The organism is Pseudoflavonifractor sp. 524-17 (genome assembly GCF_009935845.1).
In the GTDB taxonomy this organism is placed as follows: Bacteria; Bacillota; Clostridia; order Oscillospirales; family Oscillospiraceae; genus Pseudoflavonifractor_A.
This window is the reverse complement of sequence record NZ_QWEK01000076.1, coordinates 1-11550: the sequence shown is the minus strand read 5'-3', so window position 1 is coordinate 11550 and position 11550 is coordinate 1. Positions and strand designations below refer to the sequence as shown.

The 11550-nt window shown below is 52.2% G+C and carries 6 protein-coding genes and 2 pseudogenes; 4 read left to right on the top strand and 4 right to left on the bottom strand.

From position 1 onward, the window contains the following. Positions 1-186 (top strand): annotated as a pseudogene (locus tag D1159_RS17715) (hypothetical protein); the annotation flags it as partial. A gap of 184 nt (positions 187-370) precedes the next feature. Here D1159_RS17715 and D1159_RS17710 read toward each other — a convergent pair. Beyond that, positions 371-2317: a methyl-accepting chemotaxis protein gene (locus tag D1159_RS17710; RefSeq protein WP_161846938.1), complete on the bottom strand. Its 1947-nt coding sequence runs from the start codon at positions 2315-2317 to the stop codon at positions 371-373. Positions 2318-2667: 350 nt separating this feature from the next. Between D1159_RS17710 and D1159_RS17705 the strand changes: the two genes are divergently transcribed. The 3 genes from D1159_RS17705 (at position 2668) to D1159_RS17695 (ending at position 8313) form a co-directional block, all read left to right on the top strand. Then, positions 2668-3030 (top strand): response regulator, encoded by a 363-nt coding sequence (locus D1159_RS17705; protein WP_161846937.1) that lies wholly within the window; start codon positions 2668-2670, stop codon positions 3028-3030. Between the two features lie 338 nt (positions 3031-3368). Next, positions 3369-5561: a hybrid sensor histidine kinase/response regulator gene (locus D1159_RS17700; RefSeq protein WP_243152372.1), complete on the top strand. Its 2193-nt coding sequence runs from the start codon at positions 3369-3371 to the stop codon at positions 5559-5561. A 400-nt stretch (positions 5562-5961) separates the two neighbouring features. Further along, complete coding sequence (locus tag D1159_RS17695) at positions 5962-8313, top strand: DegV family protein (RefSeq protein ID WP_243152371.1); 2352 nt, start codon at positions 5962-5964, stop codon at positions 8311-8313. Between the two features lie 63 nt (positions 8314-8376). Here the strand turns inward: D1159_RS17695 and D1159_RS17690 are convergent. The 3 genes and pseudogenes from D1159_RS17690 to D1159_RS17680 all read right to left on the bottom strand — a co-directional run. Beyond that, positions 8377-9383, bottom strand: a pseudogene (locus tag D1159_RS17690) (IS256 family transposase). A 549-nt stretch (positions 9384-9932) separates the two neighbouring features. Next, positions 9933-10907 (bottom strand): ATP-binding protein, encoded by a 975-nt coding sequence (locus D1159_RS17685; protein WP_161846934.1) that lies wholly within the window; start codon positions 10905-10907, stop codon positions 9933-9935. Between the two features lie 154 nt (positions 10908-11061). Then, on the bottom strand, positions 11062-11550 hold a 489-nt coding region (locus tag D1159_RS17680; RefSeq protein ID WP_161846933.1), incomplete at its 5' end, for a response regulator transcription factor.

Genomic DNA, 11550 nt, shown 5'->3' with positions numbered 1-11550 from the left:
AGCACAATCCTCCAGCACTCTGACCCGGCCAATCCCATACTTCAGTTCATGGACAAAAAGCGGGCCGAGGGCAAGCACTTTTATGTCTACACCGTGGCCGGTGCTGCCAAGTTTCTGCGCATCTACTATGCCAGGGTAAAGGCTCATCTGACGGCGTTGGACAGCGGAGCAAATACTGCCGCTTAACCGAACTTAACGAACGCTTTCAGCCGGTCCGCAAAAATCCCTCGCCGACCAGCTTGGTTTGCCGCTACCTTAAGACACGTCCCTATCTATGGCCTTTCCTTCTCCATTCTTATTGTACCTAAGCGTTGCCGGAGGGACTTCTGCCTTTTACCGGTCAAGCTCCATAGCGCAAGGGGCGCCAGTTTTAATTCAATTGAAACTTATGCACCAGATCGTTCATCCGCAGCGATTGATCCGACAGCTCCTGCGCCGTAGCGGCGCTTTGCTCCGAAGTCGCCGAGGTACTTTGAACAATGGAGGATATTTGTTCGATTCCCTCTGTAACCTGAGCGATCGCGGTGGTCTGCCCCCCAACGGCGCCTACCATTGCGCTCATTTTGGCGGTCACATTTTCCGCGATTGTACTGGTTGCATCCAGCGATCCCGTCACCTTCTCAAATACCTGGCCGCCCTCCGCAACAGCGGCAATAGAAGCCTCGATCAGCTCCTTGGTCGCCTTAGCCGCCTCATCAGATCTGGAAGCTAGATTACGTACCTCATCGGCTACCACAGCAAAGCCTTTGCCTGCGCTGCCCGCACGGGCCGCCTCTACAGCGGCATTCAATGCCAAGATATTTGTCTGAAACGCGATATTTTCAATCGTGTCAATGATTTTGCTGATTTCCGTGGACGAACCGGAGATTCTCTGCATCGCGGTATTCAGCTCCTTGACATAGTCTACGCAGATCCCAAGCTGTGTTCCCACCTGTGTCACAAAATCTCCCGCTTCCTCTGCAGTGGAAACGGTCTGGTTTGCGCTCTCCACGATGCTGGCGGCGGTGAAGAAAAGTTTCTGAACGGCGCTGGTCTGCTCTGCGGCCCCCTGACTCAGGGACTGTGCGCCGTTGGACACCTGAACGGCGCTGCTGGCCACGGCTCCGGCGGATTGACTGATCTGGGAAAGCGTATGCCGCAGAGAATTGTGGATTGCCTTGATGGACTGCTCCATGGTCACAAAATCTCCCCAGTATGTACGGGTGATATTCTCGCGGAAATCTCCCCGCGCCATTTTTCCCAGGTGGTGAGACGCATCCTGCAACACGTCGTTCAGGCGGAGAATCGTCGTGTCCAGCGCCATTGTCAGCTTAGCGGTCTCATCCTTTGAGCGGGCTACTGGGGTCGGCGAGCGCAGATCGCCGTCTGCCAGCTGCTCCAGTCGGACAACGCAGGACTGGATGGGGCCAGAAATGGACTGTCCCACCTTGACGGCCACAGGGAAAGTAGCCAGCACAACAAGAACTACCACCAAGACCGTCAGCATAAGGCTGCGGTCCAGTGTGGACTTGAATTCCCTCTGGCTGGCTTCTATGGCGATGCTCCACTTCTGATAACCTCCAATAGGGGCGAAACCAACGAACTTATTGTCGCCATAAAAGTTGTAGGCCCCGAAGCCAGTCTCCCCCTGGAGCATACGCTGGTTTACGGCGGCCACATCAGCCACGCTGGAGTCTGTTTTTGCGGTCTCAATCATGTTGGAACCCGACTCTACGATGGAGGTATCCCGATGACCGATGACATTGCCCCGGTGGTCCAGCACATAGGCCACGCCATCGCGGCCCATGGACAGGTCAACTACGATGTCTGATAGGAAATCCGCGCTGATCCCGCCGTAAACGATGCCGTCAAAGCGGCCGTTGGTAATGATGGGGACCTCAAGCAGGAAGATCATCTGCTGGCCGTCGCTCATAATATCAGAGATATAAGGCTGCATAGTGGCCTTACACTGCTGGAAATAATCTTCCTCTGCGTAGCTGTAGCCTGTGGAGGAAAAGCCGTTAGCATCCATTTTTCCCGTGTACAGAAACCCATTTCGCTGGGCAATTTTATCCCGGACAGACACCAGCTCCTGATCCATAGGGTCGGAGTCGCGGAAAATATCAGAGGCTGCGGCCTCCTGAAGCGCCGTCCAGTAGTTCCCCATCCTCCATTCCACCGCGTTCGCAGCCATCTGTGTGGCGGGGCCCAGGGTTTTTGTCATAACATCATCGATTCCGGCGGCATTGAGTAGGGCTGTGATCACACCGATCAGCACTGAGCCAATCAGCACCACCGACAGCATACTGACTTGTATTTTTGATTTGATCGACTTCATGTATCATCATTCCTCTCTTGTGCATTTTGATGTGGGGACAGAGAAGCATCCCTCTCCAGGATATACCATAATTTTTAAATACATTCCTCCCATTCCCTATATACTATCATGACGCCACAAAGAATTCAAACCTAAATTTGCGGCCTTGCGTGCAGGCGCTGTTGTGTACTTTGCTGGGTTTTTATGCCCCGTTTCCAACAAGACATGTGAAAGATGTATTTTGTTCTGGGTTTGCCCGTTACCCTAGCTAGCTAGCGAAAACATATGCTTGACTTTTCCGCGGTTTTTAATTAGGATAGACTATGTATCGCTTCATGCGACTTTGCAATAATAAAGCTGGAGGTAGCCACATGAAAAAGCGCATTTTAGTTGTCGATGACGACAGCATGAATTTGGCCAGGACACAGATCATCCTCGGGAAGGAATATGACGTGCTCACGGCGGAATCAGGGATGGACGCGCTGATGAGGTTGAGGGACACGAAGGTAGACATGGTTCTTCTGGACATTGATATGCCGGAGATGAACGGCATTGAGACATTTGAGCGCATGAAGGGCTTTGCCCCCGAGATCCCCGTGATCTTTTTGACTGCATCGGGGCTGGAGGAGGATGTCGTCAGGGCCATCAAGCTGGGCGCGGTGAACTATCTTAAAAAGCCCTACCGTCCCCAGGAGCTGCTAAAACGGATCTTCCAGGAGTTTGAGAAGCGATGAGGCCGGAGGAACAGATAAGCAGGCACCTTCTGCTGGCGGTCATCATTACGGTACTTAGCGGTATATTGAGTTTTGTCACATTGGTCATGTCATGGGAATTTTGGATGATTCTACCAATAACAGCAGGGTGTTTCAGCGTGTGGATTTTGCATATTACGAAGTTTGGGGCGGATATGTTTTATGAGAATCTGTGCGCGGGAGTGATGCTGATCGAATTCTTTTTCTTCAGCGTACATGAATCCAGCCTTTATGATATACCAGCCATAGCCTGTATTCTTGTCCTCGCGCTATTCATGCTGAATAAAAAGTGGATATTGCATACGATAGCCGCTCTGCATATGCTGGCGCTACTGTACCACGGTCTGATCCTCCATACCATCTCAGCTCAATTGGGACTCCGGGACATCGTGCGCATAGGCCTTGGCGCTGTTGTGACCCTTGGAGGAGCCGCGCTGGCGCGGTACTGGGTCAACCGGCGGAATGTGCAGTGGAAGTGGTATGAGCATATATTTGAAGAGCTGGAGACGGCGGGGAAGCAAAACGCCATCTTTCTATCCAATGTATCCCATGAACTTCGTACGCCGATCAATATGGTGATCGGCATCAGCGAGGTAGCCTTGGCAAAGGAGCTTCCCCCGGACATCCGCTCGGATATGTCATCCATAAAGCTGGCGGGAAAGCGCCTGTCCAACCAGATTAACAATATGCTGGACTATACGGAGATCTTGGAAGGCACGCTGACCCCGATCAAAAAAGAATATATGATCACCTCGGTGCTAAACGATGTGATTACAACGGTCGCGCTGCAAACCAATCGGCAGCATTTGGAGTTGGTGTTTGATATCGACCCCAATGTGCCGGCGGTCCTTGTCGGCGATGCGGAAAAGATTTCCCATGTACTCAAAATCCTGGTAGAGAATTCTATCAAGTTTACGGAAGAGGGCGGCGTGAATATCCGTATCAAGCACCGCCGGGAGAATTACGGCGCCAATCTGGTCATTGATATCTGTGACACCGGCATCGGCATGACCGATTCTCAGCTGACACAGATGTATGATGTCTTTTATCAGGCGGATACCGGGAGCAGCCGTCTTGCGGGAGGGCTCGGTCTTGGCCTCCCCATCGCGCAGGGACTTTTGACTGCCATGGGCGGTTTTATCCATTTCAACAGCGAGAAAAGGCAGGGACTGTCTGCCCATATCGTGATTCCACAGAGGGTTGTGGACGAGCGGCCATGCATTGTGCTTAATCACCCGGAACAGCTGTGCATAGCCTGCTATTTCAGGCCGGAAAGATATGTCTGTGATGAGGTCCGGGGATATTACGACGGGCTGATCTATAATCTGATGCATGGGCTTGGCATCCAAGGATACCAGGCGCATAATTTTGAGGCTCTGCTCAAATTGCGGCGCAGCCACAAGCTGACCCATGTGTTCATTGCCCATTCGGAGTATGATGAGAACCGGGAGTATTATGAGGAGCTGACAAATACGCTCTGTGTTATCGTGATTGCAGAGAGAGATTTCACACTGAGCCCTGAAAGCCGTCTGCTTGTGATACATAAGCCGTTTTCTGCTCTTTCCGTGGCGAATCTGCTGAACGGCGAGATGGGGGAGCGCGAGTTCGCGGAGGACCAGGCCGCAGGCCGGAAGCCCTTTACCTGCGTTGGAGTCCGGGCCTTGGCGGTGGATGATGAAGAGATGAACCTCATGGTCGCAAAGGGAGTTTTGGGAAACTATGGGATCGAGGTAGACACCTGCCTAAGCGGAAAAGAGGCCATCGCCCAGTGCGGAACCACCGCCTACGACATCATCTTTCTGGATCATATGATGCCAGGCTTTGACGGCGTGGAGACGCTGAAGAGGATTCGGGAGCTTCGGAACGGAATGTACCAGGAACTGCCGGTGATCGCGCTGACCGCCAATACCGTCAGCGGCGCGAGGGAAATGTTCCGCAACGAGGGGTTCACTGAATTTGTCCCCAAACCAATTGAACGGATGGTTCTGGAGCGGGTGTTGCGGAAGGTTTTGCCCAAGAGTTGCATCCAATATAGCGTAACGCCCACAAATGGGGAAATGCCTGTGGAAGAACTTCCGGAAGCCGCGCGGAGCGTCCAAGCAGACAGCCCGGAGCAGCCCGGGCCGGCTAAGCCTCCGATGCGCCAAGCAGATGCCTCAGCGATCCCCTATGACCGGCTTGCTCAGTCCGGCATCAACGTGGACGTGGGATTGGATTATTGTGCCGGGGACGAGGGCTTTTATCGGGAAATGCTTCGGCTTTTCAGCGCCCAGGGCGAGGAAAAGCGGACGGAGATCGCCGCGTTGTATGAAAGCGCCAACTGGACGGACTATGCCATCAAGGTCCACGCACTGAAGAGCACGTCACTGACCATCGGGGCAGAGGCGCTTTCCGCACAGGCAAAAGAGCTGGAGCTGGCGGGAAAGCGGAGCGATGTTGACTTCATCCGGGCACATCACCATGCGCTGCTGAGCGCACATGAAGAACTCTGTGCGCAAATTACCGGGCTGTAGCTTTTTCTGTGTTTTTCCTGGAAATATTATAATTTGAGGAGTGGGAAACTGCGTGATAAAAAAATGGTTTAAAATCATCACTGATCACAGGATCAGCCTGTATGAGCGTATGTTCCGCCTTGTCACGGGCATCTGCATGATTGCGCTGATATTTACCATGCCCATGGGCCGAACGCTATGGAATATTCTTATCATGGTAGTTTACCTGATCGCTATGGCACTGATTGTCAAATTCAGCATTCAAAAGAAATGCGTTCATACAGGGGCCACTATTATCGCGATACTGCTTCTAACACTTTTTCCCGTCTGCTTTTTTACTGCGGGCGGGTTTTACAGCGGAGTGCCGGAATGGTTTGTTTTTTGCTTTGTTTATGTCTGCATCACCCTGCAGGGGCGGCGCATGAATGCATTTTTTGTACTCTGCGCGCTGGAAACCCTGTTTTGCTACGGCATGGCCTTTTATTACCCGGAGCTGGTCGCTCAAAACGAGCAGCATCACGCCTTTTTTGACTCTGCGTTCTCTGTGATTATGGTCGGCTTGCTGACCTGTGCCCTGCTCATGTTCCTGAACAGGATGTATGAAGAGGAGAACGCCCTAACCCAAAAGCAGAAAAAAGAGATCGAGGAGCTGAATCACGCGGAAAATCACTTTTTCTCCAGCATGAGCCATGAGATTCGCACGCCCATCAACACGATCATTGGCCTGAACGAGATCATTTTGCGGCAGAATACTTCCGAAGAGGTGGCGGAGAACGCCAGGAATATCCAGGGGGCCAGCAAACTGCTACTCTCTCTGATCAATGACATCCTGGACATATCCAAGATCAAATCGGGGAAGATGGAAATCGTCAACGTCTCCTATGAGACAGGCGCTCTCTTTTCCGAGATCGTCAATATGATATGGATCAAAGCAAAGGAAAAAGGGCTGGAGTTCAAACTCCAGGTGGACTCATCCATCCCAAGTATGCTTTGCGGGGACGAGGTTCGTATCAAGCAGATTTTAATCAACCTGCTGAACAATGCGGTGAAGTATACCAGCGAAGGGTCTGTTACCCTCTCTGTCCGGTGCGAGCGACAGGCGATTAACCGGGTGCGTGTCTGGTACTCCGTGGAAGATACCGGGCAGGGCGTAAAAAAGGAGAACATCCCTTATATTTTTAATGCATTCCGGCGGGTAGATGAAGAGCGGAACCGTCATATCGAGGGGACCGGGCTGGGATTGAGCATCGTCCACCAACTGGTGGGGCTGATGGGCGGCGAGATCAGCGTGAACAGCGTCTATACGATAGGCTCAAAATTTGTGGTCATGCTGGAGCAGGACATCGTTGACGGCAAGGAGCTGGGAACGTTTACCCTTGCCTCCCGCACGAAGGTACACGAAAGCGAAACTTACCAGCAGAGCTTTGAGGCGCCGAATGCCCATATTCTTGTGGTGGACGATAACGATATGAATCTGCTGGTGGTAAAAAAGCTGCTTGCGGAGACAAAGATTCAGATCGATACAGCCTCCAGCGGCGCCGAATGCTTAAGCCTGACCCAAAACTACCACTACGACTGCATCCTTATGGATCATTTGATGCCGGAAATGGATGGGATTGAATGCCTCCACGCACTGCGGGCACAGCCAACGGGATTATGTCAGGATGTTCCTGTGGTTGCCTTGACCGCCAACGCGGGCAGCGACAACCAGCTTCTCTACCGGAAAGAGGGATTCAGCGGATATCTTGCCAAGCCGGTCAGCGGTGCGTTGCTGGAGGCGGCTGTGCTGAGTATTCTTCCCAAGGAGCTGGTGCATCTGAATGAAAATGTTAGGCAGACGGATATTGAAAAAGATATTCTGATCTTCGAGCAAGCGCAAAGGCGCTCGGTGCTGGTGACAACAGACAGTGTGTGCGATCTGCCGGAATCCTTCTTGAAGGAATATGACATTTCGGTATGTCCCTACTATGTCTGCACAGAGGAAGGGCGGTTCCTGGATGACCAAGAGATTGGGACGGATGAATTGCTGATGCATATTACGGAGGGCCGAAAGGGCATTTCTCAGCCGCCTGAGGTGGAGGATTACGAACGGTTTTTTGCCCAGAAGCTGACGGAAGCGCAAAATGTCATTCACATTGCCATGGCAAAGCACGTCAGCAAGGGCTATCAAAACGCTCTTGAGGCGGCAAAATCCTTTGAAAATGTTACGGTGGTCGACTCGGGGCATCTCTCCAGCAGCATGGGCCTGCTGGTATTATACGCGGCCCACATGGCGGAGCATCACACGGCAAAGGAAGATATCGTGGAGTCCATGAAACGAATGCGGCGGTTCATTTCTTCCGCATTTATCATAGACACTACCCATATGATGTGCAGCTCCGGGCTGATATCCAAGAAGATACAGGTTCTCTGTGACGCGCTTCTGTTGCATCCGGTGCTTATGCTGAAAAAGAGTAAAATGGTAGTCAGGCGTGTGGAAATGGGCAATTTTTCACACATGGCCAAAAGGTATATCAGGAAAACGCTGCAGGAAGCAAGAAATATTGACCGCCGCATTCTGTTTATCACATATTCTGGGCTGGATAAGGAGAAGCTCCAGTACATCAAAAACTTAGTGCAGCAATATTGTACATTTGAACGGGTCTACCTGCAAAAAGCGTCTTCTGCCATTGCCAGCAACTGCGGTCCTGGTTCCTTTGGCCTCCTGTTCATGCGAAAGGACGACGCCTCAAACTCCTTTTTTGAGTTGCCCAACCAAAATGGGATAGCCTAGAATTGTTTGCGGTACTGTCAAGAAAAATGCGCAAATTAGTTTGCAGACGCTGGCTGAAAGAGGTCAGCCAGCGATAGAGGTGTCACCCTGGATCGCCTCTAAGTGCTTCATATTCATGTACTTCTTGCTGCGCCACTGGGTAGCAGCTACATGGCGGAGCCTGGCACAGACCAGCATCAGAGCAGAATTACCGTCCGGGAAGCAGCCCACTACCCTTGTACGGCGGCGGATCTCCCGGTTGAGCCGTTCAATGACATTGTTGGTCCGGATACGAGTCCAGTGTTCGCTGGGAAAGTCGCAGTAAGTCAACGTCTCCTCAATACCAGCTTCTACTTTCTTGGCAGCCTCTTTCAGCCTCATGGCACGCAGCTTCTCCACCACAGCTTTGGCCTTCTCCCGAGCAGCTTGACTCCGTCCAGGCCGCGGCCTCGCAGCCACTGGAAGAAGCTGACCCAGTTGGCCTTTGTCCTCATCCCCTCGGCGGCGCCCAAAACTTCACGGTATCCATCCTCGTTTACTGCAATCGCCACTAGAATGGCTACATTCTCATACGCTCCGCCCCAGTTGCGCCGCAGGTAGATCCCGTCCACATACACATACGGATAGCGTCCGCCTTGTAAGGGCCGGTTCCGCCAAGCCTCAATGTGGACATACGCTTTCTTGTTCAGTTCGCTGATGGCCGCTGGCGACACTTTGCTCCCCCACAGCACCTCGGTAATATCCTCTACCTGGCGCACCGAGACACCAGCCAGGTACATTTCCATGAGTGCTTCCTCCACGCTGCTCTCCCGCCGGCGACACCGCTCTATGATGGCCGTTTCAAAAGAAACTCCTTTGAGCCGGGGCACATGGAGCGTAACACCTCCCGAGGTGGTGGTAAGGTTTCGGTTGTAGTGACCACTGCAGTACCCCTGCCGGGCCTCATTTCGCTCGTACCGGGCTGCCTGGGTCAGTTGCTCCGCTTCCTGCTCCGGCAGCTCATTCAGCGTTTCTTCCACGCTCCCGCGAACCAGCTCCTTTAGTTGACCCTTGATTACTTCTTCATTTAGCTGTACAATCTTCTCTGACATGGTTTACTGTCCCCTCTCTGAATGGTGTGTCCCAACTTCATTCTACCAGAGGGCTGCTAACCATGTCTCTTTTTCTTCTATTCAATTTACGCATCTTATTGTACTTTATCATACCTCTCTTTTGTTCTAAGAAAGTGTTTCGGAAAAATAAAAAGCGGGCGAAATAATACGAAAAAGTTAGCAAAAAGATTTGTATGAAAATGAAGACCTACGTTTGCGGGAAATATCCCAGCGGGCAGGTCAGAGCTTCCAGACAGTGCAGAAATACGCATACCAGGAGGATTGGTGTGAAGAGAAGCTGCCACGAAAGCAGCGGCAGGAGCTTCCGGGCCAGGCTGACCTGATCCAGACTGGCAAATATGTGTGGCTCTGCTGTACTGTCTTTCTGTCCAGACTTCTCTGTACTGGCGGTCCGCATGTTCTGGTACGCACTATTCAAGTAATTGGTTGCACTGATTATCATGCTCATGATGGTTCCTTCCGTTCTAAAGATGACCTGTTATGGTGTGCCGGACCCTCCGGCTGGGGCAATCTATAAACGCAGGAGCGTCAGCTTGTCCGCGGGATAACTGCGGTAAAGGTAATAACGCCGTCCGCATAATGGTTGGAGATGCGGCCTTTGTGTCGGGTGACGATGGCCTTTGCGGTAGACAGCCCAATGCCATAGCCGCCGGTAGAGCGGGCGCGGGAGGAATCCGCCCGATAGAAACGGTCAAAATATCGGGAGAGCTGGGCCGTGTCCAATCCCGCACATGAGTTGGATACGGAAATGTAGATATTCCGCCCCCGCATGGAAACAGACAGATAGAGCGTCCCCGCCGGGTCACAGTATTTGACTGCGTTGTCCAGCAAGATGGAAAACGGCCGGAAAAAATTATCCTGGACACCCTTTATCTTGATCTCTGCTGTCAACGATTTCCCGTCTGCTTCGGCCAGCGGCTGAAATGCGTCTGCATTGGCTTGAGCAATCTCGCTGACGGAAAATACCTCCACGGCATCCTCTTTGATGGTCTCCTCTGTGCGGGCTAGCTCCACCAGATTTTTAATCAGCATATCCAGCCGGGTGATCTGAGATTTTGCACTCTCCAACCACTTGTCCTCTCCATAGGTATCTTCCAACAATCCCATATCCGCCGATAAAATGGCCAGCGATGTTTTCAGCTCGTGGGAGGCATCGGTGACAAACTGCCGCTGCCGCTCCAGATTATCAACAAGAGGACGAATGGCCCGCTTGGACAGAACCCGCAGGAGGACGAAAACAACCAAAATGCAGGCCAAGAATATGGCGACTGTAATACGCAGCATATTATTAACCGCCTGAAGTTGGAGGAAGGAATCCAGCACAATGATGGTGCTTCCGCCATCTTCGTTGGAGAATATACCGAAACGGTAGTGATCGATATATCCGCGCCTCGTTCCGGCATCTATGATTCGGCTGACAGCGTCCACCACCGTCTGGCGGTCCAGCGCCGCGATATGCTCCAGGTTAACGGATTCGATTTCTTTTTGCGCTGTAAGCTCCACAATGAAATATCTTGGTTCAAAGGCGGTTTCCGGTGTGACTTGGAAATTGAAATCGGAAGGGTCGAAATGGGAACCGGGCGGGAGGAAGGTTCCGCCATTCTGATGAAGAATAAAAATAGCCTTGTCCACCCGGTTTGTGGTTACACAATAGTTGCTAATCCCTATGGCGGCGCAGAGAACAGACATTGTTCCAATCAGGGAAGCCATTGCAATTAGAATAAACTTCCGGCGCAATGAGGAAATCATACGCGCTGTCATAGCCCCAGATATGCTCCATGAACTGTTCTGTGGAGATTAGCCGCCCCGTCTGCCGCATGAGCAGCTCCAGCATTTGAAACTCCTTGCTGCCCAGCCGGATGCAGGAAGAGCCGCATTTCAATTCAAAGGTTGAGCAGTCCAGCGTGACATTTCCGGCAACAAGGACTTTAGGGGTATATTCTCCGCCTCTGCGGGTCAGCGCCCGGACTCTGGCAATAAATTCCCGGTTGTCAAAGGGGTTTGGCAGATAGTCGTCCGCACCGCTGTCCAACCCGGCCACCCGATCCTCCACCTGACTTTTTGCCGTCAAACGGAGGTACAACTGATGAAAAAGCTGAACTTCCAAACATCCAGCAGTGGATTGAACCGGAACGCCTTTCGCGGA

Excerpts from the sequence above, each read along its gene's own strand:
- D1159_RS17700 (WP_243152372.1), top strand. The coding sequence starts at position 3,369 with ATGCTGGCGCTACTGTACCACGGTCTGATCCTCCATACCATCTCAGCT.
- D1159_RS17710 (WP_161846938.1), bottom strand. The coding sequence starts at position 2,317 with ATGAAGTCGATCAAATCAAAAATACAAGTCAGTATGCTGTCGGTGGTG.
- D1159_RS17705 (WP_161846937.1), top strand. The coding sequence starts at position 2,668 with ATGAAAAAGCGCATTTTAGTTGTCGATGACGACAGCATGAATTTGGCC.
- D1159_RS17695 (WP_243152371.1), top strand. The coding sequence starts at position 5,962 with ATGAATGCATTTTTTGTACTCTGCGCGCTGGAAACCCTGTTTTGCTAC.